The sequence below is a fragment of the Maribacter sp. TH_r10 genome (assembly GCF_033101095.1).
Lineage (GTDB): Bacteria > Bacteroidota > Bacteroidia > Flavobacteriales > Flavobacteriaceae > Maribacter_A > Maribacter_A luteus.
This window is the reverse complement of record NZ_JAWMPY010000005.1, coordinates 1-23,057: the sequence shown is the minus strand read 5'-3', so window position 1 is coordinate 23,057 and position 23,057 is coordinate 1. Positions and strand designations below refer to the sequence as shown.

18 protein-coding genes are annotated in these 23,057 nt (G+C 41.7%); 12 read left to right on the top strand and 6 right to left on the bottom strand.

The genetic code is table 11. From position 1 onward, the window contains the following. Positions 1-14 precede the first annotated feature (14 nt). Genes uxuA through R3X28_RS12910 form a run of 3 tightly spaced genes read right to left on the bottom strand, consistent with a single transcriptional unit; the run spans position 15 to position 4,151 of the window. The gene (gene uxuA / locus R3X28_RS12920) at positions 15-1,187 is read right to left on the bottom strand and encodes a mannonate dehydratase (RefSeq protein WP_317665065.1); all 1,173 of its coding nucleotides are present in this window, start codon (positions 1,185-1,187) and stop codon (positions 15-17) included. A gap of 20 nt (positions 1,188-1,207) precedes the next feature. After that, complete coding sequence (locus R3X28_RS12915; protein WP_317664785.1) at positions 1,208-1,942, bottom strand: SDR family oxidoreductase; 735 nt, start codon at positions 1,940-1,942, stop codon at positions 1,208-1,210. Between the two features lie 37 nt (positions 1,943-1,979). Continuing rightward, on the bottom strand, positions 1,980-4,151 hold the full coding sequence (locus R3X28_RS12910; RefSeq protein WP_317664783.1) for an alpha-glucuronidase family glycosyl hydrolase: 2,172 nt from the start codon (positions 4,149-4,151) through the stop codon (positions 1,980-1,982). A 223-nt stretch (positions 4,152-4,374) separates the two neighbouring features. On the opposite strand from R3X28_RS12910, the gene R3X28_RS12905 reads away from it, so the two are divergent. Genes R3X28_RS12905 through R3X28_RS12895 form a run of 3 tightly spaced genes read left to right on the top strand, consistent with a single transcriptional unit; the run spans position 4,375 to position 10,078 of the window. Next, a complete protein-coding gene (locus tag R3X28_RS12905; protein ID WP_317664781.1) occupies positions 4,375-6,645 on the top strand; it encodes a glycoside hydrolase family 3 C-terminal domain-containing protein in 2,271 nt (756 codons plus the stop codon). A gap of 10 nt (positions 6,646-6,655) precedes the next feature. Further along, positions 6,656-8,617, top strand: a complete 1,962-nt coding sequence (locus R3X28_RS12900; protein WP_317664778.1) for a sialate O-acetylesterase — start codon at positions 6,656-6,658, stop codon at positions 8,615-8,617. A gap of 27 nt (positions 8,618-8,644) precedes the next feature. After that, entirely contained in the window at positions 8,645-10,078 is a 1,434-nt protein-coding gene (locus tag R3X28_RS12895; RefSeq protein WP_317664776.1) for a nucleoside hydrolase-like domain-containing protein, read from the top strand. Between the two features lie 27 nt (positions 10,079-10,105). On the opposite strand, the gene R3X28_RS12890 is transcribed toward R3X28_RS12895, so the two are convergent. Next, the gene (locus R3X28_RS12890) at positions 10,106-11,137 is read right to left on the bottom strand and encodes a LacI family DNA-binding transcriptional regulator (protein ID WP_317664774.1); all 1,032 of its coding nucleotides are present in this window, start codon (positions 11,135-11,137) and stop codon (positions 10,106-10,108) included. A gap of 407 nt (positions 11,138-11,544) precedes the next feature. Between R3X28_RS12890 and galB the strand changes: the two genes are divergently transcribed. Continuing rightward, positions 11,545-14,226, top strand: coding sequence for a beta-galactosidase GalB (gene galB / locus R3X28_RS12885; protein ID WP_317664772.1), 2,682 nt, complete (start codon positions 11,545-11,547; stop codon positions 14,224-14,226). An 88-nt stretch (positions 14,227-14,314) separates the two neighbouring features. Here galB and R3X28_RS12880 read toward each other — a convergent pair whose 3' ends face one another. Then, on the bottom strand, positions 14,315-15,034 hold the full coding sequence (locus tag R3X28_RS12880) for a hypothetical protein (protein ID WP_317664770.1): 720 nt from the start codon (positions 15,032-15,034) through the stop codon (positions 14,315-14,317). A 384-nt stretch (positions 15,035-15,418) separates the two neighbouring features. On the opposite strand from R3X28_RS12880, the gene R3X28_RS12875 reads away from it, so the two are divergent. The 4 genes from R3X28_RS12875 (at position 15,419) to R3X28_RS12860 (ending at position 18,602) form a co-directional block, all read left to right on the top strand. Next, positions 15,419-15,577, top strand: coding sequence for a hypothetical protein (locus tag R3X28_RS12875; protein WP_317664769.1), 159 nt, complete (start codon positions 15,419-15,421; stop codon positions 15,575-15,577). 77 nt (positions 15,578-15,654) lie between these two features. After that, the gene (locus R3X28_RS12870) at positions 15,655-17,595 is read left to right on the top strand and encodes an ATP-binding protein (protein ID WP_317664767.1); all 1,941 of its coding nucleotides are present in this window, start codon (positions 15,655-15,657) and stop codon (positions 17,593-17,595) included. Positions 17,596-17,607: 12 nt separating this feature from the next. Then, positions 17,608-18,273 carry a DNA-binding response regulator gene (locus R3X28_RS12865; RefSeq protein ID WP_154364512.1) on the top strand — a complete coding sequence of 222 codons (666 nt, stop codon included), beginning with the start codon at positions 17,608-17,610 and terminating at the stop codon, positions 18,271-18,273. 119 nt (positions 18,274-18,392) lie between these two features. Next, on the top strand, positions 18,393-18,602 hold the full coding sequence (locus R3X28_RS12860; RefSeq protein ID WP_154364514.1) for a hypothetical protein: 210 nt from the start codon (positions 18,393-18,395) through the stop codon (positions 18,600-18,602). 169 nt (positions 18,603-18,771) lie between these two features. Here the strand turns inward: R3X28_RS12860 and R3X28_RS12855 are convergent, their stop codons facing one another. After that, a complete protein-coding gene (locus R3X28_RS12855; RefSeq protein WP_317664764.1) occupies positions 18,772-19,587 on the bottom strand; it encodes an endonuclease/exonuclease/phosphatase family protein in 816 nt (271 codons plus the stop codon). Positions 19,588-19,814: 227 nt separating this feature from the next. On the opposite strand from R3X28_RS12855, the gene R3X28_RS12850 reads away from it, so the two are divergent. From R3X28_RS12850 to R3X28_RS12835, 4 genes are all read left to right on the top strand, one after another. Next, a complete protein-coding gene (locus R3X28_RS12850; RefSeq protein WP_317664762.1) occupies positions 19,815-20,120 on the top strand; it encodes a hypothetical protein in 306 nt (101 codons plus the stop codon). 27 nt (positions 20,121-20,147) lie between these two features. Next, complete coding sequence (locus tag R3X28_RS12845; RefSeq protein WP_317664760.1) at positions 20,148-20,873, top strand: hypothetical protein; 726 nt, start codon at positions 20,148-20,150, stop codon at positions 20,871-20,873. A gap of 234 nt (positions 20,874-21,107) precedes the next feature. Further along, on the top strand, positions 21,108-22,286 hold the full coding sequence (locus R3X28_RS12840) for a hypothetical protein (protein ID WP_317664758.1): 1,179 nt from the start codon (positions 21,108-21,110) through the stop codon (positions 22,284-22,286). Between the two features lie 199 nt (positions 22,287-22,485). Continuing rightward, positions 22,486-22,935 (top strand): hypothetical protein, encoded by a 450-nt coding sequence (locus R3X28_RS12835; RefSeq protein ID WP_317664756.1) that lies wholly within the window; start codon positions 22,486-22,488, stop codon positions 22,933-22,935. Positions 22,936-23,057: the final 122 nt, after the last annotated feature.

Below are 23,057 nucleotides of genomic sequence, written 5' to 3'. Positions count from 1 at the left end.
TTGTAGTTTTCAATCTAATTTTGCGTGTGTTTCAATCTATATTGAATCCCCATTTCCAAACCTCTCAATTCAGCAAGTCCTTTAAGTCTTCCCACTAGTGAGTAGCCGGGGTATTGTTCTTTTCCTTCCTCTATGGTATGCAGAAATCCATGATCGGGGCGAAGTGGCAAGGCAACATTCCTTTTTTGCATCAGTAGCACCAATTTTTCCATGATGCTTTCAATCGGATTATCCCCATTGAGATGTTCGGCCTCCCTAAAAATATCCTTGGAATCCCTTTTTACGTTTCTCAGATGCAAGAAATGAATTCGGTCTCCATGGTCATCAATGATCTTCTCCAAATCATTATGGGGTTCCGCACCCAAAGAACCTGTACAATAACATAGTCCGTTCGCATTCAAGGGAACAGCATTAAAAATACGATTTAAGTCCTCCTGGGTACTAACGACCCTAGGTAGTCCCATAACCGAAAATGGTGGGTCGTCTGGGTGAATGGCCAGTTTTATACCCAACGCCTCGGCAACTGGGGCAACTTCGGACAAAAAATGGATTAAGTTGGTCCTTAGCGCATGGTTGTCAATGTCCTTGTAATTTTCGAGCAATGCCAAAATTTGATCCCTGGTAAAATTCACTTTACTACCTGGCAACCCAAGAAGTACATTTTTAAACAACAAATCCTTATCCGCTTGTGAAAGGGTATTTCCGTAGTCAAGGGCCATTTGTTTTTCCTCATCGGAATAATCGTTTTCAACCCCGGGCCTTTTTAACAAAAAGAGATCAAAGTAGTTAAAAGCAACTTGATCATAGCGCAACGCTTTACTGCCATCGGGATTCTTAAACGCATGATCGGTACGCACCCAATCCAAAATGGGCATAAAGTTGTAGGTCACCACCTTAATGCCACAAGCCGCCAGGTTGTTTAAGCTGATCTTATAATTTTCGATATACCTTAAACTTGCCCCATTTGCTTTTTTAATGTCTTCGTGCACCGGCAGGCTCTCGACTACCGTCCATTCCATACCTGCATTCCTTATGGTCTGCTGGCGTTCTTGAATCGCATCTACCGTCCAAATATCCCCAACAGGTATTTCATGTAAGGCCGTTACGATTCCTGAAACACCACATTGCCGAATATCCGTTAGGGAAATAGCGTCATTAGGACCAAACCAGCGCATTGTTTGTTGCATGTGTTTCATTTTTCCGCTTTTTAGAATCCTATACTATTTCCCCCATCAACGGGAAGAATGGTACCGGTAACGAATTTTGATTCATTATTGGCATAAAAATAGACGGCATCCGCAATATCTGATGGGGTACCTAAAATGCCCATCGGTGTCCTATCCAGTACTTTATCCCTCCTTTGAGGTTCATCACTGAATGCCTTATCCGACATTTTGGTTTTTATAAATCCAGGTGCCACACAATTCACCCGTACACCATATTTTGCCAAATCAACGGCCATGGCCCTGGTCATTGCCTCAATGGCGCCCTTACTTGCGGTATAGGCGATTACTTTTGGAATGCCGTACTGTGAGGCCATAGAGCTAATATTAACGATACACCCGCCACTATGTTCTTTCATCACTTTGACAACCTCCCTACTTACGGCAAAAATGCTTAGGACATTCAATTGGATGATTTTAAAAAACTCCTCATCGGTTACATCAATGAATTCTTTTTTCATATTAATACCCGCATTGTTCACCAATATATCTATGGCACCATCCTTGGCTATTTCCTTGATCATCGCAGGAATACCTTCCAGATTCGTTAAATCGAAAATTACAGGAACGGCGTTCTTACCAAGTTCAAGACAAGCTTCCTTGGTTTGTTCCTCATTCATACCAACGATATACGTCTTAATACCATTCTCGCAAAATTTTGTTGCAGTTGCAAAACCTAAACCAGAACCTCCTCCGGTGACTATTGCTGTTTTACCCATCTATTCTATAAATTATTCTATTGTAAACTTTATTTTTTTAGTGATGTCCTGGTGCAAAAGGAAACTCCAGGGATTGAAAATATTCCAATGTCCGGGTTGGTTTTTCGACCCCTTCGGGCAATTCCATTTTGGAAAATCGCTGAAAATACAACAAGCAGGAATCCCGCCACCATTTTGCCTCTTTATATTGAATGTCCAATAACATTTTCATTTCGTTAAAACGTTGGGAATCTACATAACCCTCAAGGCCATTCCATGTTTTGACCATAGCCTCCACCGTATCAACACCCTCTTGGTATTTTAATGCCATCCCATTCCAGAGGGATTCCCCATTCTTTAATTTATAATCCCAAGGTACATGGTGGAACCACAATAAATATTCTTCCGGACAGGTATTGATATCATTGAACATACGGGCCACTTCAGGGGCATATTGACCTACGGCATTGCTTCCTGTAGTACTTCTATCAAATCCAACGCCCAAAGTGTCGGCCTTATGAAAATAAACCGAATTCCATTCTGCCCTCTCGAATATATCGACCCATGGTCCCGGGCCATAATGGTGCCCTGGCGCCATAATATGGTGTAAACCCAATGGCGTCATATAATTTACCGTGGCTTCCCTTGATTGCAGCATAAAGGCTTTTACGGGCTGCACAAAGGCTTTGTCATTGGAAAAAGTAGCTCTTATCCATTCGTCCGCTATGTCGGCGGATTTCATATACGGGTTCCATGCCAAACGGCCAAAGCTATACCAATTGGCCTGTAAAAACACATTCCCGGTCCAGTTTCTATCCGTACCGATATTGCTCACTCCGGCCATTCCCGTTAATTTCTTATTAGAAAGTGACCCATCAATAACCTTGGCTACCGTGGAACCTTTACCTTTTCTGTACGTATCCGATTCTAACACCTCCTCAAACAAGGTGGAAAGAAACACGGAATGTGTACTACAACCTAAATACTCCTGTGTGATTTGAAACTCGATCATTAAAGGCGTTTTGGGCATGGCCCCGAACATGGGGTGAAAAGGCTCCCGAGGTTGAAAATCGATGGGACCGTTTTTTACTTGCACAAGCACATTATCCTTAAACTGACCATCATACGGGACAAATTCGGAATAGGCTTCCTTGGCCCTATCATCCGATGAATTTTCGGCATATACAAAGGCCCTCCACATAACAATTCCTCCAAAGGGGGCTACGGCATCGGCCAACATATTGGCCCCATCAACGTGATTTCTCCCATAATTTTGGGGTCCTGGTTGTCCTTCGGAATTTGCCTTTACCAAAAATCCGCCAAAGTCGGGGATTTCAGCATGAATTTGCGCTGCTTTCCCCTTCCACCACGAAATAACCCCGGCATCCAAGGGATCTGCCGTTTTCAGTCCACCGATCTCCATAGGGGCCGAAAACCGGGCCGTAAGGTACACCTTGATGCCGTAGGGCCGAAACACATCGGCCAAGGCCTTTACTTTTTCTATATACTGGGGCGTTAAAATGAGTGCATTGGCATTTACATTGGTCAAAACGATTCCATTAATCCCAATGGATGCATTGGCCCGTGCATAATCGATATAACGCTGGTCGATAAAATCGGGTAAGCGATGCCAATCCCAAATGGAGCCACCGGAATACCCCCTTTCCACGGTTCTATCCAGATTATCCCAATGATTCAGTACCCTGACCTTAAGTTTTGGAGAATCCACGATGTTTAGTTTGCCAATAGCCTGATTTGTTTGCAACAACCTTAAAAAGTGGTGCACCCCATATAAGACGCCCACATCGGTTTTCCCCGTAATCACAAATTGTTTCTTCCCATTTACAGTAATGGATCTAATAATAAAACCTTCCTCGTTTATTTGATGGTACGCCTTATCAAAGAAACCGATGATCGTTTGGGGTAGATTTTCCTTTCGTCCGAATACCAAACTGTTTTTTATAGATCCACTGTTGACGGACAAATACTCCTGCCCCAACATACCCTTTAATCCCACTTGCAGCTCATGAAAGGCGATTTCTATGGTTTTGGAATCCCCTAACGGAACCAATTCCTGAATATTGGATCGATACGATTCCCTCAAGCCCTCGTCCTCTATCAAACGATACTGCAACCACAATTTATAACCATCATTGGCATAGGCATTTAAACCAGATAAAAGCAAGAATAATGAAACGAAACAATACTTTATAAAATCCAATTTCTTCATAACAACCAATTCAGCTAATTTTATACCTATTACCAATTTTAAACAAATTCTGACCATAAATGATTATTTCATAATATTTTCCATAATAATTGTGGAAATAAGAAATAATACATAATTTGCAATCGGTTGCGTAAAACTATGACAATCCATTTAAAATTAAAAATATTTGAGTGAATTAACTTTATAAACGCTAATTACAACGTAACCAAAACAACCAACAATTATGAAAAAACGAATCGTAAAAACCGTGTTTTATGCCTTGCTCATTCTAGGTATGGGCGCTTGTGGGAACAAAAAGAACGATCCCTCGGTAACAACCCCCAACTTAGGTGTTCAACAAAGTGACACACTGGCCTTTCGTAACACTTCGCTTTCCTTGGATGAACGGGTACAGGATTTACTGTCAAGATTAACGCTTGAAGAAAAGATCGGCCAAATGATGAATGGCACGCCGGAAATCAAACGCTTGGATATTCCGGCATATGACTATTGGAATGAAGCTCTCCATGGTGTGGGCCGCTCTACGGCTGCAACGGTTTTTCCGCAAGCCATTGGCCTAGGGGCCACTTTTGATGCCGATTTGGCCTATAGGGTGTCTTCGGCCATTTCTGATGAAGCAAGGGCCATATACAATGCCACGAACGAAAAAGGATACAACATACAATATAATGGATTAACCTTTTGGACCCCCAACATCAATATCTTTAGGGATCCTAGATGGGGGCGCGGCCAAGAAACATACGGGGAAGACCCCTATTTGACGGCTATTTTAGGACAAGCCTTTGTAAAAGGGCTACAGGGTGACAACCCGGATTATTTAAAAACCGCTGCCTGTGCCAAACATTTTGCCGTACACAGTGGTCCGGAAAAAATGAGACACCAATTCAATGCGAAAGTGGGTCCGAAAGATCTATGGGAAACATATCTGCCTGCCTTTAAGGCATTGGTCGATGTTGATGTTGAAGCAGTTATGTGCGCGTATAACAGTACAAACGGTGAGCCTTGTTGTTCAAACAATTATCTAATTACCGATGTTTTACGGAATGAATGGAATTTTAAAGGACATGTCCTTACCGATTGTGGTGCTTTGGTCGATTTATACAAACAACCCAACGAAGGGGGGCATGGTCGGGTTAAAACACCCGCCGAAGCCACCGCCTTGGCCATAAAAAGTGGTATTAGCCTTAACTGTGGAAGTACCTATTCCTCTTTGGATGATGCCGTTAAGGAAGGATTGATAACCGAAGCGGACATTGATGCGCAATTGGCCATCGTATTGAAAACAAGGTTTAAACTGGGCTTGTTCGATCCCAAAGGAAGCAATCCTTATGATAACATCCCATTTGATGTGGTCAATAGCGAAGCCCATAGGGCCTTGTCCAAGGAAGTCGCCCAAAAAAGCATGGTGCTTTTAAAAAACAATGGTGTGCTGCCTTTTCGAAACGATCTTTCAAAATATTTCGTAACAGGCCCCAATGCCGCCAGTGTGGAAATACTTTTAGGTAATTATTATGGTGTCAACCCCAATATGGTGACCATCCTAGAAGGTATCAGCGCCGCAATACGTCCGACCAGTCAATTGCAGTATCGCCTGGGGGCCATGCTCAATAAACCATCGATAAACCCCATTAATTATGCTACCGGACATGCAGGGAACAGTGATGTCACCATAGTGGTCTTGGGAGTCTCCAGTCAAATCGAGGGTGAAGAGGGGGATTCCTTGGATTCCAATACCGCCGGAGATAGATTGGATTATAACCTGCCAGAGAACCAAATTGCATATTTAAGGGAATTAAGGGAAAGAGCGGACAAAAATCCTGAGGACAAAAAGCCGATCGTAACGGTAATAACAAGCGGAAGTCCCATAAACCTTCAAGAAGTGGAGGCTTTGTCCGATGCTGTCCTATTTGCCTGGTACCCCGGTGAAGAGGGAGGTACGGCGGTTGCGGATATTCTTTTCGGAAAGATATCCCCTTCAGGAAGACTCCCTATTACATTCCCTAAATCCTTGGACCAGATACCTGCTTTTGATGATTATTCCATGAAGGGAAGAACGTATAAATATATGGATGAGGACCCCATGTATCCGTTCGGATTTGGATTAAGCTATACGACATTCACCTATGATGGCATAAAAGCGTCTTCCCCTTCAATCGCCAAAACGGAAAACCTTACTGTCGAGGTCAAGGTTACCAATTCAGGCAACATAGCATCCGATGAAGTGGTTCAGGTATATATATCGGATATGGAAGCAACGGTCGTCGTTCCCAATTTTCAACTTGTACGTACCAAGCGAATCACATTGGAACCCGGCATATCTACCAACTTGACATTTGAATTGACCCCGGAAGATTTCATGATCGTTCATAATGATGGCTCACGCAGCATAGAATCGGGTGAGTTCAACATATACATCGGGGGTTCAAGTCCGATGGAACGAAGTTCTGAATTGGGTGCCCCAACAATGGCCAAAACAACAATTACCATAAATTAATTATAGTACAATGAACAGATTACAGGTTTTAATTGTCGCATTGGCATTCTTACTATCCCATACGCTAATTGCCCAGGTTAAACTCCCTAAATTAATAAGTGACGGCGTTGTATTACAAAGGGATACAAAGATTCCTGTATGGGGTTGGGCCAGTCCCAATGAAAAAGTAACCGTTCATTTCAACAACCGGCAATACAAGACCAAGGCTACGAATGATGGCACATGGAATTTGAAATTGCCCAAAATGAAAGCTGGCGGACCATATACCATGATCGTTTCCGGCAAGAACCGTATCGAAATCAAGGACATCCTGATCGGGGATGTTTGGTTGTGCTCTGGGCAATCGAATATGGTACATCAATTGAATATCCATGATGTGCGATATGCCGATGAAATAAAAACAGCCAATTATCCAAAAATACGGTATTACGCAGTACCTAGGGCAACCAGTTTATCGGGGGTTCAGGATGATCTGGAAGGCGGTAATTGGCAAAAGGCCATTGGCGAGGAAGTACGGCCTTTCTCGGCTGTTTCCTACTTTTTTGCCAAAAAAATATATGAAAAATACCATATTCCGATTGGGTTGATCAACGCCAGTGTAGGGGGCACACCTATTGAAGCCTGGATCGCTGAAGAGGGATTCAAGACCTACCCCGATATCCAGAAAATAATTGTGGAAAATAAGGATTCGGCCTTTGTCAATCGTCAAAAAATAGCATTCCCTAAACAGGACAAGGAATCATCCCCAATACCATTGGATAAAGGTTTGAGCGGGGAAAAAACTTGGTACGACCTAACCTTTACACCCAAAAACTGGCGAAAGATCAATATTCCCGGATATTGGGAAGACCAAGGTATCAAAGACCTGAATGGTGTGGTCTGGTACCGCAGGGAAATCGAGATTCCCCCATCCATGGCAGGGAAAAAAGCACGTGTTTTTCTAGGACGTATCGTTGATGCGGATGAGCTGTACATTAATGGTACAATGGTCGGTAAAACCACTTATCAATATCCTCAAAGACGTTATTCCGTTCCTGAAAACCTTCTGAAAGCCGGTAAAAATACGTTTGTGATCCGGGTAACCAACTATAATCATAAAGGCGGTTTTGTTACCGTTAAACCATACTGTATTTTCACAGACCAGGATACGGTAGACCTAAAAGGGTATTGGGATTATAAAGTTGGGGAGGTCTTCAAACCCCAAGAATCTACCTTTCCAAAAAACACAGAGGATACTACAATTAGAAAAATAAACCCACAGAACGAACCTACTGCCCTATTCAATGCCATGGTGGCGCCCTTTACGCAATTCTCCCTAAAAGGTATTCTTTGGTATCAGGGAGAGAGTAATGCCGGGCAACCCGAAAAATACGAAGGTTACATGCGCGCTTTGATAGGAAGTTGGCGACAGGCCTTCGATACCCCTGACCTACCCTTTATCTATGCACAGCTTCCAAATTTCATGGAGGTATCCTACTTGCCTTGTGAAAGCGGTTGGGCCGAGCTGAGGGAATCACAATTCAAGGCGCTTTCGGTTCCCAACACGGCCATGACGGTCAATATCGATTTAGGGGAATGGAACGATATCCACCCGGACAATAAAAAGGATGTCGGGGAGCGCATGGCGCTAGCCGGATTAAAACTAGCCTATAACGAAGACCTTGTATCCTCTGGTCCTTTGTACCGGGAACATGAAATAAAAGGGAACAAGGTGATTATTTCCTTCGATCATACCGGCAGTGGGTTAACCACGAATGACAACAAAGCCTTGAGTGAATTCGCCATAGCCGGAGAAGACGGGCAATTTATTTGGGCAAAGGCCAAAATAGAAGGCGATAAGGTCGTAGTGTGGAATGATGACATTCCGACACCGAAATACGTTCGCTATGCTTGGGCGGACAATCCGGACAATCCGAATTTATATAACAAGGAAGGTTTGCCGGCATCGCCTTTTCGCATTGAGGAACAATAAGTAAATAGTAAAACCAATATCAAAATCATGAGAATTCTTTTCGTTTTTGCCACAATCATAGGATTGTCCTGTCTACAATCGCTTACAGCCCAGGCCCCTCAGAAAAGTAGGGTCATTATACTTTCAGATATCGAGGCTGACCCCGATGACACCCAATCGTTTGTACGCTTATTATTGTATTCGAACCAAATGGATATCAAAGGGATGGTCGCCACGACCTCCTGTTGGCACAAAACAAGTGTTGACCCACAATTCATTGAAAAGGTCATACACGCTTACGGAAAAGTACAACCCAACCTTGAAAAACACGAAAAGGGATTTCCGTCGGAGAAAGAACTCCTATCCCTAGTAAAAAGTGGCCTGCCCAAATATGGAATGCTCGGTGTTGGCAAAGACCAAGATTCCGAAGGGTCGGATTGGATCATTAAAGTCTTAGAGGAAGATGATGATCGACCCCTATGGATATCAGCGTGGGGCGGTGCGAACACCCTAGCACAATCGCTTTACAAGATCCAAAAGACAAAGTCTAAAAAGCAAGCTGCAAAATTGATCTCAAAACTGAGGGTTTACACAATTTCCGACCAGGACGACAGTGGTATTTGGATCCGCGACAATTTTCCCGATCTCTTCTTTGTTGTAAGTCCGGGCGATCATTATGCCAGTGCCACATGGACGGGCATCAATAGCTTCTTCAAAGGTTTGAACAATGAGGTGATTACCAACACTTGGATAGCCGATAACATACAACAGGGTCATGGCCCCCTAGGTACTGAATATCCAGATGTATCTTGGGGTGTTGAAGGTGACACTCCTTCATTCCTATCGTTGATACCTAACGGACTCAACAGCCCGGAACATCCGGAATGGGGGGCTTGGGGAGGACGATACGAATTGTATAAACCCGATTTCTCAAAAACGAAAAAAGGGGGCTCCATTGTCCCAATTGCACCGGAGACAAGGGAGATATATACGAATGCCAACGACCATTACACCCCATATATACCCAGCGCATATGGTAGGGCGGTAAAAAAGGATACCGTTACATTCAACGATTTTAAAATAACCCTTGCCCGCTGGCGTGAGGACTTCCAGAATGATTTTGCCGCACGTATGGATTGGTGCTTAAGTTCTTATAACGAAGCCAACCATGCACCGGTACCTGTACTAAGCCATCCCGATCGTATAACCGTAAAATCTGGCGAAGGTTTTGGTTTGGATGCCAGTCAGTCAACAGATCCCGATGGGGACAATCTCAGTTTCCTGTGGTTCAACTATCCAGAGGCTGGATCTTACAAGAAAGAGATTAAGATCAATGGGGCAGAAAATGCACATGGAGCATATATCACGGCCCCTGAAGTGGACAAGAAAAAGACAGCACATTTTATCCTAAAGTTGACCGATAAGGGAACTCCGGCCCTAACACGGTACAAAAGGATCATTGTGACCATTGTACCCAAATAACAGAGATCATTTAAATATATAGGGGGGTTATTTGCGCTTTGAGGATTCCCGTATGATCAATTCGGTATTCAATACCGTGATCTCCTTCAAATCACTCTTCACCTTAGTTTGTAGCTGATTTAGGATTTTCTCTGCCGCTGTTTCCCCCATTTTAAATGCAGGGTGGTCAATCGTTGATAATGCGGGATCAACGATTTTTGAAATAGGATCGTTGTTAAAGCCGATGACCGCCAGATCTTGAGGTATTTTCACGTTTTTTTTCTTAGCCACTTGAATCGCAGCCACTGCCGTTGTATCATTGGAGGCAAAAATTCCGTCTGGCGGATTTTTGGAATCAAGCAAGTCACTGGTTATCGTTTCGGCTTCCTCGTAACTCAAGGTTTTAAAGGGTATTATCAAATCGGCATCGACCTTCAAACCATGATCCTTTAAGGCATCTATATATCCCCTTTCCCGTTCGCTGTACACCATTCTGAATTTAGATCCCGAAAAATGGGCGATGCGTTTGCACCCTTGTTCAATTAAGTGTTCGGTAGCCTCGTACCCCGCCGCATAATTATCAATGGTGATATGGGTACAAGCAATATCCTTAGGTGTCCTATCAACAAAAATTATCGGAACCCCATTTTCCAAAAATTGTTGAAAATGGTCATTCTCTTGGGTCTCCATGGCTACGGAACAAATAACTCCGCTCACCCTATTGTTATAGAGGACTTTCATCATCTCTACCTCATTTTCATAAGAATCGTTGGATTGGATGATGATCACATTATAACCCTGTTTCTGTAAGGCCCCTTCGATGCCACTAACCAATGATGCCATAAACGGTCTATTGATCCTAGGAATCAGAACGCCGATGGTCCTTGTTTTTTTGTTACGCAAACTAGCGGCCATTATATTGGGACGAAAACCCATTTCCTCCGCAGTTCTTTTTACTTTCTCAGTAGTTTTCTTACCGATACTATGATGGTCTTTCAACGCCCTGGAAATTGTTGATGTGGCTAGACCCAATTTTTCGGCAATATCATATATGGTAACTTCCTTCTTTGGCTTTTTCATCGTATTCAATAATTCAATTTAGGCAATGCAGTATTTTTTTTTGGAAAGTCATTCTTTTTCGAATCAAAACCAAGCCATAAATGATTAAAATAAAATCCAAATATACAGCTTTAAAACAAATTATAATTTAACTTTAAACGTCCTATCCACTACAAAAGTCAGGGCTGCGCTTAGGTTACATTCAATATTATATGACGGGGTTCCATTTCTTAATATAAAAAAATTTAATTCTTTAAGCAACCGATTGTTATAAATGGTCGGGAAACAATATCTTAGTGGAACTTGACTTCTAAATCTTCTTCATAGAAAAGGAAAAAAGAATACATAAGTATACCAGAAAGATGAAAAACCGATATCAACCTAACAGAAAACCCTTAGTCCTATTATTCCTCATAGGTTTTTTGTTCATGAGCTGTAAAGACTCCTCCGAATCGTTCAATCGTGAGCGCATTTCCATCAATGAAGGGTGGAAATTCATGAAGTATGACTCACCGGAAATTGCGGATAGCCTATTTTATGATTTGCGCCCTGAAGTTCTCACTGTGAATGACAGCAAAGCAGCGGATACCCCTGCCACGGAAGCCGAGAAACTTCAAGCCTCTAAAAAAGCCTTAAAACCTTACATCTTACCCACGGCCAACGCTTTTATAAAAGACCCATCAAAACATCATATACGCCCCGAAGGACATCCCGGTACCAATTTCCCCTTGGTGCAATCCAATTTTGATGACAACGGATGGGAAAACGTAACCCTACCCCACGATTGGGCCATTGCAGGTCCGTTTCAAGAGGGCCCTAACACCGAGGTCGGTGGTGGTATGGGGCGTTTGCCCAGTAACGGCATTGCTTGGTATAGACGACAAATAGACATTTACAAGACAGATAAGGACAAAATTATTTACTTAGACATCGACGGAGCCATGTCCTATGCCATGGTTTGGCTAAACGGACATTTAGTGGGCGGTTGGCCCTATGGTTATAATTCCTTTCGATTAGACCTAACACCCCATATCAATTTCGAAGGCATCAACCAATTGGCCATACGATTGGACAATCCCAACCACTCCGCCCGTTGGTATCCTGGCGGTGGCCTATATCGCAATGTATGGCTGACCAAAACGAACAAAGTGCATGTTGCCCACTGGGGAACTACGGTAACCACTTCAAAGGTTTCCAAGGCATCAGCAAGAATAGGGTTAAAGGTCCTAGTAGAGAATCGTTCGGGTTTCGATACCGAAATCGAGACCATAACCAAAATATACACCATTAACCACGGAACCGTTAGGAAGCAAACGGCTGTCATGGAAAAGGTAACGACCAAGATCCAGGCAGGAAACACTGCGACGATAAACGCTTCTACCACCTTGGAAAACCCAAAACTTTGGGGGCCTTTACCTACACAGACACCCCATCTTTACAGGGCCATTACCCATATCTCCCAAAATGGGGTCGACATTGACACCTATATAACCGATTTCGGCATTAGGGACATAAAATTTGACCCCAATCAAGGGATTATGGTCAATAACGAATTAATCAAGCTTCAAGGGGTCAATGAGCATCACGATCTAGGTGCCCTCGGTGCCGCCTTCAATGTCAGTGCCGCAGCACGCAAACTCCGTATTTTAAAGGATATGGGGGTCAATGCCATCAGAATGGCCCACAATCCTCCAGCCCCAGAGCTGTTGGAACTAACCGATAAAATGGGGTTTTTGGTGATTGATGAAGTGTTCGACTCCTGGAAGAGAAAAAAGACACCCCACGATTTCCATTTGATTTTCCCCGATTGGTACGAAGCAGATGCCCGAGCCATGGTACGCAGGGATAAAAACCACCCTTCCATTGTAATTTGGAGTTACGGCAATGAAGTTGGAGAGCAATATACCGATGTTGAAGGTGCTACAATTGGAAAAACCTTGTCAGCTATCATCAAGGACGAGGACCCCACCCGGCCAACGACCAGTGCCATGAATTGGGCAAAATCAGATATGCCGTTCGCCTCGGCGATGGATGTCATCAGTCTTAATTACCAAGGGGAGGGCATTCGGCAAGACCCTATTTTTGACACAGTTACCAATCGGATAAAGACCAAACCCCAATACGGACCTTTTCACGAAAAATTCCCCGACAAAGTGATTCTAAGTAGCGAAACAGCTTCTGCCGCGAGTAGTCGTGGGGTTTACTTGTTTCCCGTGTCCGATATGACCAGTTCCCCGATCCGCGATGGTATGGGAGGTGACTCCAACATCAAACAGGTCAGTGCCTACGAACTTTATGCCGTTGATTTCGGTTCAAGTGCCGACAAAGTCTTTGCCTCCCTGGACAAGCACCCCTACTCTGCCGGTGAATTTGTATGGACCGGTTTTGACTACCTCGGCGAACCTACCCCCTATTATGAATCCAGGAGTTCGTATAATGGGATCATTGATTTGGCAGGCTTTCCCAAAGACCGCTATTACCTTTACCAATCTAGATGGCATCCCGATATGCCCATGGTGCATATATTACCCCATTGGAATTGGCCTGATCGTATCGGTAAGACCACCCCTGTACATGTTTTTACCTCAGGGGATGAAGTTGAGCTGTTCCTGAATGGAATATCGTTGGGACGTAAGAAAAAAGAAGCTTTTACCTATCGCTTACGATGGGACGATGTCATCTACCAGCCGGGGGAATTAAAAGCAGTTGCCTATAAAAAAGGGAGTTTTTGGTCCCAGACAACCGTAAAAACCACAGGGGAACCTGCCCAAATAGCCGCTCTTGCCGATAGGAATGAAATCTATGCCGATGGAAAAGACCTCTCCTTTATCACCATACAACTAACCGATACCGATGGCTTAATCGTACCGACAGCCGATAATACCATAGTATTTGAGGTGGAAGGACCAGGAGAGATCATTGCCACTGATAATGGAGATCCAACCGATATGAACGAATTCCCTTCAACCCAACGCAAAGCCTTTAATGGTTTGGCCTTGGTTGTCGTACGTTCCATTGCAGGGAAAACCGGGAAAATCACAGTGACGATGGAATCCGATGGATTAAAAGCATCCCAAATAGAATTGACTGCTATTCAAAAAAAGCCGTAGACACCAAAAAAATACGCCCCAGGGCTGGCCTCGCCGTTCACAGGACAAAACCTTGTGCCTCATAGCGTTATCCATCTAGTGATGCATCTTACTTTAAAAAAGAATCCTCATGATTCGTATGCATGGGCACATATTTCTGGATAATATAAGGTGTAATCTCATCGAGCGTTTTCCCAGTTACAGGATGAAGTCCGGGAGCCGTAAAATATTCTATTTCGCCTTCTTTGGTTTTATGGTACCAGATTAGGGGCCGTTGGTTTACTTCGGAAAAAAATGGGGTTGACATGGTTACCTCAACCTTCTTCAAATTCACGAATTTTGATTTGTCATAAGGTACTACGGCCATTCCGTTTAGGGTGGAGGGTTCCGCACTGCATGATACTTCCTTATAATGGGTTTGGTCCCATGCCATACACTTCGGTTCTTGGTTCATCCGTACTAAGGATGTTATTGAGAATACCCCGATGGTCATACCGATCAAGTACAGGATCCATTTCATTTGAACGCCCCCCTTATCAGATGCCCCTTTGTCCTCTTCCTTGGTCGGTAAAGCATTCTTGCTCACATATTCGGCATAGTTTTCATAGTCTAGGTACCGGCATAAAAGATCAACACTGTCCGCATTTGGACTACCCTGTTCCAAATCCCCGTTTATATAGCGATCATAGGCCCTTTCCAAGGTTTTGGAACTGAGTCCGGTTGCATCGCTTACATACTTTGACAATGCATATCGGGAATGCGAAACACATCCGAATTTCGCCTTATCGAATACCCTACGAACAATTTCTTCTATCCTTATCTCATCCATCGCCTTAAAAGTACAAATTTCCTGTCGACAAATTACCGGGATAAGAGCTCTGAACCGTTGATTTTATGGGTGTCGAAAAACTGTCTAACACAAGTCGGCCCTTTGTCTATAATCAAAAGCCCCCTTCTATTTACTTTGTTCAACGAATGGTTACAGCGATGCTTTGCTAACATCGGAATTCTAGAAAACCATTCTTATGGAAATCGACAATGTGGTCAGGGTTCGGCCCGACCGGGAAGTAGGTTGAAACCTGCCGCATCTAGATTTCCCCTTCCCGGACAGAAGGGATATCCCCTTTAAAATCAAGAGCGACCGATCATCGCAAAATTCACTGAAACAATAATTCGGACAGCCATTGGTATGCCCGTTTTTAAAACAATAATCATGAAAAAAATCTTAATAGCCGTACTGGTCATCGTAATGAATACCGTCTTGTTTTCCTGTAACCCTGATTCCGTTGCCGAATCGGATGCACTTTACAATCTAGAGGCAGTCGAAGGTGATGATGGTAATGTTCCACCACCTCCACCAGAAGACGAGTAGAAAGATTCAATTTTTATTTGGGCCATACCTTCGGGTATAGCCCATTTTTGAATACTTTTATCGCAAAAGTATTTCTTTTGAATAGGGTATTGATTTTAGCTTGTATCTCACTTTTTATTTCCTGTACTACCGATTACGGAAAAAACACTTCGAATACAGAAGTGGCCAACGATAGTGCCCTTTTTTACTATACCGTAGCAAAGGATAAGAACAATCCTTTGAAGAAGCGATATACGGCCGTAAACAAATCTTTGGGATTCTTAAAAGAGCGCGAAAAGGACACGTTATATACCTTGGCGCTATATCAAAAAAACCTGATTCACCTTTCTTTGAAAGAATTTGATAGCCTCCAGGTATTCAGCGACCTACTTATCGATCATGCCTTAAAAACCAATGACGATGCCATCCTAGGCAGGCAATACTATTTAATGGGCTATTATTATGATTATATCGCCCAAAAGCCACAAAAGGCATTCTACAAATACAATAACGCCAAAAACTATAAGAAACGGATCAACGATAGCAGTTGGGTAGGTAAAAACCTGTATAATATGGCCATCATCCAAAAGACCCACAACGACTTTTTTGGGAGTAAGGAAACCATTACCGAGGCACTTCAATATTTAAATGAAAATAAGGACACCAAATATATTTCTTCATCCTATGATGTGCTTGCCACTGATCACCGGAAATTATTGAACCATGAGGAAGCGATAAAATATCATTTAAAGGCCATTTCCAGCACGCAATCGGACAAGGACAGATTGATCTATCAAAACAATTTGGCCGCTACTTATATCGATTTCAACAAACCCAAGGAGGCCATTGGTTTACTGAACGAAATTTTGAACGACCCCGAATTGCAAAAGAACAAAACCGAATATGCCCGGGTACTCGACAATCTTGCCTATGCCCGTTGGTTGGCCAATGAAGAGGTAATGGCGGAGGCATTCACGCATCCGTTGGGTATACGCAAGAAAAACAAGGACTATAGGGGACAATTGGCCAGTTACACCCATATAGGGGAATATTATCTCCCGATTGACCGTCAAAAAGCAAGCCTGTATTTTGATTCCCTTATTCAATTGTCGAAGACCATGAACATTCCCAAGGCGGAACAGGATGCCTTAAAACATTTAATACAGCTACAACCCGATAACGTAAACTTTCGGGACCGCTATGTTTTTCTACAGGACAGTCTTTATGAACAGGAACTTAAGGTAAAAACCCAATTTGCCAAATACAAGTACGATGATACCTTAAAACAGGAATCCATCTTACGTCTGGAAAAGGAAAATGCGGAACGTGCCTTGGAGGTTGCCGAAGAACGGAACAAAAAGATCATGTCCTATGCGGGGTTGATATTCGTTCTACTATCCTCTACGTTTATAGGTTATTTTTTAATACAACGGGGCAGACGTATACAACAGAAAAACAAAATCGCCGTTTTACAGGCCACTTATGAAACCGAAGCTGCACTCTCCAGAAAATTACATGACGATTTTGGGGGTAAACTCAACCACGCCATGCTTTTGCTCCAAAATGGGTCCGAGCCCGATAAAGTCCTCGATATCGTAGAGGTTTTATACAACCAAAGTCGAAATTTCTCTAGAAAGATCAATGATGTGGATACCGGACCACGTTTTAAGGAATCTTTATTCGGAATGTTGGGCACCTATTGTAAAAATGCCCAATTGATCGTTACGGGCAGCAAGGAAATCAACTGGGACCAAATTCCGGCACTGACCAAGAAAACCCTGTACAAGGTACTTCAGGAGTTAATGACCAATATGCAAAAACATAGTTCGGCCACCATGGTCTCTATAGATTTTGAACAGACCAAGAAGATATTCCGGGTCGAATATATGGATAATGGCGTGGGTGCATCAAAAGAGGCCATACAAAATAAAAATGGACTTTGGAATACAGAAAAGCGTATTGATGCCATAAATGGAAGTATTAATTTTGAATCGGAGAAGGGTGATGGTTTTAAGGCCCTAATCGAAATTCCGAATTAAAAAGTACAGACCATGTTCAAAAAAATACTGCTTGCCGAAGATTTTCAAGATACCAATAAAGGAATCGTAGATGCCCTGGAAAATAGATTCCAAATAGAGAACATTCAAGAAGAATTGTATTGCGACAAGGCTTTTAACCGTTTTAAGGTAGCCCATGCCCAAGGGGAACCGTACGATCTTCTTATTACCGACCTTTCGTTTAAGGAAAGCCATGTAGAGCGAAGGCTTACTTCTGGCAAAGAACTTATCCAGGCCGTCAGGAGTATAGACCCCGATATTAAGATCATCGTAAACTCCATGATAGACAACCCCATAGAAATAAATCCGTTGTTTACTGAATTCAAGATAAATGGTTATGTATGCAAGGGCCGTAATAGCCTTAATGAACTGATAATGGCCATGGAGGAAGTTCGGCAGAACAGAACCTTTGTTTCTCCCCAGATCAACTTGAACAGTGCCAATAATGTTATTGAGATGGACAAGTACGACATTATGATCCTTAAAGACCTTGCCGACGGACTTACCAAGAAAGAGATTTCAAAAAGATTGAAGAAGAACAAAATCTCACCCAATAGCGAAAGTACCATAGATAAAAAAATAAGTCGGTTGTTCGATGAATTCGGGGCCAAGAACACCCACCACCTGATCGCCAAGCTCATTAAACAGGGTAGGATCTAAAACTACACCCCTCACTATCATCCCCAACAACAAAAAATTTTAAATCCCTTACGGAAATCTGTAAGGGATTCTTTTTTAATGGTCATAAGTTTGGCATGGTTAATTTCAATACTAACGGAATGACAAAGTACTTCGTAAACATGACCGCCCAGCCCAATGGGGACCATGAGGTTCATAAAGAAGGCTGCTATTGGCTTTCCCTTGCTTTGGATACTAAAGAATTAGGGGTGTTTACAGATTGCCATGCGGCCGTTGTAAAAGCGATGGACTATTATCCAAGTTCTGCAAATGGTTGTAGATCCTGCTCAAAAAAATGTCATTCGTCTTAAGTGCGGATTGCATATGGATAGCGGGGGCAGAATAAATGTTCATTCAATTTGTAAAACGATAAACAACGAAAGTTATACTGGCCGGCTTACCGAAAAGGTAATAGGGGGTTTCATCAATTTGGTAAGCATGGCCTTTTTTCAAAGTACAAAAGGTATATTTAGTTCACTATCACAACCCAAACCTTAAATAAACGGGTAAATGATCCGAGAGTTTCCTGGCCGTATCCAAATCATCACAAAAACGCACAAAATCCAACACCCCACTATCGACCTTTCGAATATCTTTAGAGTAAAAGATATTGTCAATGGCGTGGTTTAAATAGCCTTCCCCATTACATGCCTTTTTCAAGGTCGTTTTTTGGTCGGTTAGGGCCGCCATGAACCCTTTATGTTTAAAACCATCAAAAACGGGATGGTTCTCATTAACATTAAAATCGCCCGCCAGAATAATGGGCGTAGTGTCATTACCAACAATATAATCGGTCAGGGCGGCAATTTCCGTCTCCGGGTCATGGTCGTGCGGTCTGGAATGGAAGTTGATCAAAGTAACTTTTTTTCCATCTATAAAGACATCCAACAAAAAAGGTTCCCGATCTATAAGGGCATCCAACTCCTGAATCAGGTAACCCCTGTTTTTTATTTTTATATGCTTGGTTTTCCAGATTAGGGCATAACGTTCGGTAACATATTTGGGACTGTTCGTGGGGTTACTGATCACATAATCCCATTTGCTCCCTTTTCGGTTAAGGATATCGCTAAGTTTGGCCACGGCCTGGGCACCACCATAACCCGCAACCACCTCTTGTATCACCAAAATATCGGCATCCCTGACAATTTCGGCAATCTGTTCCAATTCCGCCGAATTTTTGGTTCTCCCAAAATCCTGAATATTCCATGAAATAAGTTCCAGGCCCTCTTTTTGTGAAAAGGTTGCCATTGAAAAAAACAGAAATAATAAGAGAATCGCCTTTCTATACATACCCATGGTTTACCAACATCGCAAATTTAACCAATGTCTGCCATAACGCTTTACGGTTTTCCGTAACGCGGCCCTCTATTTCCTTTCTGGCCATGGGCAAAGAACCAAAAAGACCATAAACCGATCCCCTTTTAAAAGTCCAAAAACAAAAAAAGTTAAATCCCTTACGGAAATCTGTAAGGAATTCATTTTTTATGGCCATAGCTTTATACTGGAATTTACATTGACCCCCTATGAAAGCACATATTTTATCAAGTGCCTTTGCCGCACTGCTATTGTCCTGCACCTCCCCATTAGACCGGAAATTCAATGAAAACACTTCACATAAGGACTTAAAAGCCATAGAAAAACATCTTGATTCCGCAGATTTTCGACTACTCGGCGGTTCTTTGGTACGATTAAAAATCGAGGAAAAGGAATTGGAAACCATGACCTATGCCGAAATATTGGAACTGGGCAAAAGATGGAAGATCGAGCAACAGATTAAGCGAAACAAGGAAATGATAGATTATATAGACCACCGGGACAGTACCGATTAAAACATATTAAAACCAAATACCCAACCCATGAAAAAACCGATTATACTACTTACGATTTTATTTCTATTGCTACCTAAACACAACCATGCCCAGGACAAAGGTGCCGTGGTCGCAGGCGCTGTTGGTGCCTTGGCGGCCATTGGTGCCGGTGTTGCGGCGATAGAACAGATGAAAGAGCGCGCTGAACTTACCGCTACCGAATGGTTATTGGCCAACAATCCTGAAATGAACAGTTTTTCCCTAAAAACCATGGATTTTGATGGCAAAAAATTGAAAGACATGTCCTCAACCTCTGTCATTACTTTTAAAATACAGGAGTTTATACCCGCCGACAATCCGGAATTGGATGGCAAAAAACAGGTGTTATTGGGCTTTACCAGTCATGGTTGGATCAACGAATACGGTATCGACTTCAATAAGATCAAATGGTTCTTGATCGACAAACCCGAATGGACGAGAATGATGGTCGCCTACGTACGGGTGGCCTCCGGGGAATGGGTGAACACACATGTAGAGGAAACATTGACCCAAGGTAAAATAGTAAACAAAGGGGTAAAGGTAAAAAGTAAGATGGCCATCCCCTTTTACAAACTCTCTGGCGATATGTACGTGGTAACCGACTATTCCGATGAAATGAAATTTATCTACAACGAACGCTCCCTTGGTATATTCTTAAAAACCACCAAAGACCTGGTACAGATCAAACGGGGCAGCCTTATTGAACTGCACGAGTTCTTTTTTGAGGAGGATTGATGAAAAAATGATTTAGAAAGGCCATTTGTCAAAGCAAAGCACTTAGAACCTATTTTAAACACATGAATAGTAAGGTCATTTGTAATTTGTTTTTTAACTTAGGAGTATAAACCTATCACAACGAACACTTTAAAAGAATTAAAAAACACATTAAATTAATACTAGTAAAAAAGGAATAAACGTACCTTGGTACGTTTAGCCAATTGTTACCCGCAAGCTAAAAAAACCTAAATTATGTCCGAGCATCCTTTAGAGTGTCCAAAATGTCAGGATTACAGAAGTTTGTTTTTCCATAAAGTATCAGAGAATAAAGACGGAAAATCGGTTGCTATTAATATTCCCTTTTTTAAATGCCCTAACTGTGGAAAAAAAGATTGCCTTAGACCTAAGAAATATTTCACAGACATTATAGAAGAATCATTAAAAAAATTAAATAAAGGTGAATTTAGAACTATTAAATTTAGTTATGAAAACGAAAAATTTAATAGGTTCAAAAGATTAGATTTTAAATATTCCTCAGAAGATTACTATTTAATCCCTGGATTAAACAGACCAGATGACCCTGGTTACCTTTGCCCTGTTTTTTTTGACAAAGATATCTTACTCTATTATAATAACCACCCTGATTACTCTGTACACCTTGATTCGTTCTCATCCGGAAACATATATTATAAAAATGAAAGCTTTTTAAATTATGGTTTTGGAATTAATAGAAATGGTAAGATATTTACTTGGCTGGGAGACCTTTACGAAGATTTTAGAGGTTCTGATATGGTTCCACATTTAAAAAGGTTTCAAGCTAGTAATATAGATTCAGACCACGATATATATTCGAAATTTTATTTAAGTCAAAATGCATTTTCAGAAGAAGATGCCTTTCAAGAATCAGATAACGAAGTTCAAATTTTCACATTAAAAGAAGAGTTAGACAATATTATTTTGAAAAAACACCTCTTTCCTCTAACAAGGATTGAGATTAGTGATTTATTTGACCATTATAAACCTCCCATATTAGTAGAAAAAGACCAAATATTTAACGCCTATGTAAGTCTTAATAAACTAATAGTTGAAAACATTCAACTTCAAAAGCTAAAACAGATTTTAGTGGATGCTGGTTTAAATAAAAAAACTATTAAAGGACTAGGGAGTTTAAAAACTTTGGAAAAGTTTCTAATCGAAATCCTTAAAATAAAAGATGTACCAAATTTAATTTCTCCTTTATATGTTTTAAACGATTTAAGACAGCTTCAAGGGCATTTGACAGACTCTAGTTTTGATGAAAAATATAATTTTTGTAAACAAAGACTTGGATTGAATTTGGACTCAAATCATTTTATAGTTTATCAAGAATTAATAAGAATGCTAATCGAATTTTACGAAGAAACAATTGAACGAATAAAAGCTAGCGGGTAACACAACCAAAACGTAATACGGTCTTAGGGCTTAATCGCTGGGTTTGCGTATTTTTAGAAGGTCGCTAAATCTTATGGATTTAGCTTTGGACAAATAAAAAATAAAACTAAACAATAAGCTTTAGCTTGGTGCGCAGACGGAAATGAAAAGTTTCCTTGCCTCCGCACTACGCTTAGCTAAAACGTTAGCAAACAGTTAAATGACCTACCAAAATATTATTATTGGAATTGGATTATTAGTGGGACTTTTTCTTTTTCCTAAAACTAAACCGAATCTTCTAAGGGCAATCTTCATCGGACTAGCAATAAGTTTTGGACTCTCATTTTTCAAAGAACCTCTTTTACTGAATTTATCATTTTTCAGTTTTGGTGCTTTAACATTAGGATTTTTAATTTATCAGGGGTTAAATGGAAAATGGACAAATTTTGTAATCGGACTTTTTGCGTTTCTTTCTTTTTTATGGAGCTCAATGAATTGGCTATTAATTGGAGAACTTCGGTTTTTGATGCTTGTTCCAGTTGGACTTTACGTATGGACTCTAATAAAAAAACGTGAATCGGAAAACGGACTTTCTATTCTTACGGTTTTCGCTTGCTATGAATTATCCGAATTTGTAATTCTTATGGAACAATGGACGCAATTGGATTAAAAACCGTTTGCTAACAATACCTATAACTCAGTCTTCCCTTTTAGAAAACCGGAAATTTCCTACCTTTAAACGGCTGGATTTCGTAGCCCGAATTTACTGCCGTAAATTCCAGACCGAAATCA

What these genes read in the sequence shown, in the direction of transcription:
- uxuA (WP_317665065.1), bottom strand. Translation starts at nt 1,187, where the DNA reads ATGCAACAAACAATGCGCTGGTTTGGTCCTAATGACGCTATTTCCCTA.
- R3X28_RS12915 (WP_317664785.1), bottom strand. Translation starts at nt 1,942, where the DNA reads ATGGGTAAAACAGCAATAGTCACCGGAGGAGGTTCTGGTTTAGGTTTT.
- R3X28_RS12910 (WP_317664783.1), bottom strand. Translation starts at nt 4,151, where the DNA reads ATGAAGAAATTGGATTTTATAAAGTATTGTTTCGTTTCATTATTCTTG.
- R3X28_RS12905 (WP_317664781.1), top strand. Translation starts at nt 4,375, where the DNA reads ATGAAAAAACGAATCGTAAAAACCGTGTTTTATGCCTTGCTCATTCTA.
- R3X28_RS12900 (WP_317664778.1), top strand. Translation starts at nt 6,656, where the DNA reads ATGAACAGATTACAGGTTTTAATTGTCGCATTGGCATTCTTACTATCC.
- R3X28_RS12895 (WP_317664776.1), top strand. Translation starts at nt 8,645, where the DNA reads ATGAGAATTCTTTTCGTTTTTGCCACAATCATAGGATTGTCCTGTCTA.
- R3X28_RS12890 (WP_317664774.1), bottom strand. Translation starts at nt 11,137, where the DNA reads ATGAAAAAGCCAAAGAAGGAAGTTACCATATATGATATTGCCGAAAAA.
- galB (WP_317664772.1), top strand. Translation starts at nt 11,545, where the DNA reads ATGAGCTGTAAAGACTCCTCCGAATCGTTCAATCGTGAGCGCATTTCC.
- R3X28_RS12880 (WP_317664770.1), bottom strand. Translation starts at nt 15,034, where the DNA reads ATGGATGAGATAAGGATAGAAGAAATTGTTCGTAGGGTATTCGATAAG.
- R3X28_RS12875 (WP_317664769.1), top strand. Translation starts at nt 15,419, where the DNA reads ATGAAAAAAATCTTAATAGCCGTACTGGTCATCGTAATGAATACCGTC.
- R3X28_RS12865 (WP_154364512.1), top strand. Translation starts at nt 17,608, where the DNA reads ATGTTCAAAAAAATACTGCTTGCCGAAGATTTTCAAGATACCAATAAA.
- R3X28_RS12860 (WP_154364514.1), top strand. Translation starts at nt 18,393, where the DNA reads ATGACAAAGTACTTCGTAAACATGACCGCCCAGCCCAATGGGGACCAT.
- R3X28_RS12855 (WP_317664764.1), bottom strand. Translation starts at nt 19,587, where the DNA reads ATGGGTATGTATAGAAAGGCGATTCTCTTATTATTTCTGTTTTTTTCA.
- R3X28_RS12850 (WP_317664762.1), top strand. Translation starts at nt 19,815, where the DNA reads ATGAAAGCACATATTTTATCAAGTGCCTTTGCCGCACTGCTATTGTCC.
- R3X28_RS12845 (WP_317664760.1), top strand. Translation starts at nt 20,148, where the DNA reads ATGAAAAAACCGATTATACTACTTACGATTTTATTTCTATTGCTACCT.
- R3X28_RS12840 (WP_317664758.1), top strand. Translation starts at nt 21,108, where the DNA reads ATGTCCGAGCATCCTTTAGAGTGTCCAAAATGTCAGGATTACAGAAGT.
- R3X28_RS12835 (WP_317664756.1), top strand. Translation starts at nt 22,486, where the DNA reads ATGACCTACCAAAATATTATTATTGGAATTGGATTATTAGTGGGACTT.